At 30.7% G+C, this 700-nt stretch carries 1 protein-coding gene; it reads left to right on the top strand.

Translation table 11 applies throughout. The annotated features are described in order from the left end of the window. Positions 1 to 700, top strand: a 700-nt coding sequence (locus tag IE124_RS36350) for a thiamine pyrophosphate-dependent enzyme (RefSeq protein WP_268246774.1), incomplete at both ends; no start/stop codon positions are given.

The following is a 700-nucleotide window of genomic DNA, read 5'->3' as shown; positions in this document are numbered from 1 at the left end:
ATGAATTTGAAGGAAAACAAATATATGAATCAGGTTCTGGTGATGTGAAATATCATCAGGGGATTAGTTCAAATATAATTACAAAAGGTGGAGTTGTGCATTTAAAATTAGCATTTAACCCATCACATTTAGAAATTATTTATCCAGTAATAGAAGGAGCGGTTCGTGCGAGACAAGATTATATTAATGATATGGCAAGAAAAAAAGTATTACCTATTGTTCTTCATGGTGATGCAGCCTTTTCTGGACAAGGTGTAGTAATGGAAACATTACAAATGTCAAAAATAAAGGGATATAATACAGGGGGTACTTTACATATAATAATTAATAATCAGATAGGTTTTACTACTTTAAGACACAATGCACGATCAACTAAATATAGTAGTGAGATTGCAAAAATGTTTCAATATCCTGTTTTTCATGTAAATGGAGATGATCCAGAAGCTGGGCAATATGTAACACAATTAGCAGTTGATTATAGGAATAAATTCAAAAAAGATGTAGTAATTGATATGATATGTTACCGCCGCGGCGGCCATCATGAATCAGATGACCCATCAATAACACAACCAATTATGTATAAAAAAATAAAAAAGCACCAAACTACACGGGAAATTTATTCAAAATATTTATTAAAACAAGGTTTAATATCAGAGAATGAGGTTAAAAATATGGTGTATTTATATCGCCATAAATTAGA

The sequence above is a fragment of the Streptomyces narbonensis genome (assembly GCF_014649015.1).
Lineage (GTDB): Bacteria > Actinomycetota > Actinomycetes > Streptomycetales > Streptomycetaceae > Streptomyces > Streptomyces narbonensis.
This window is presented reverse-complemented; position numbering and strand designations above follow the sequence as displayed.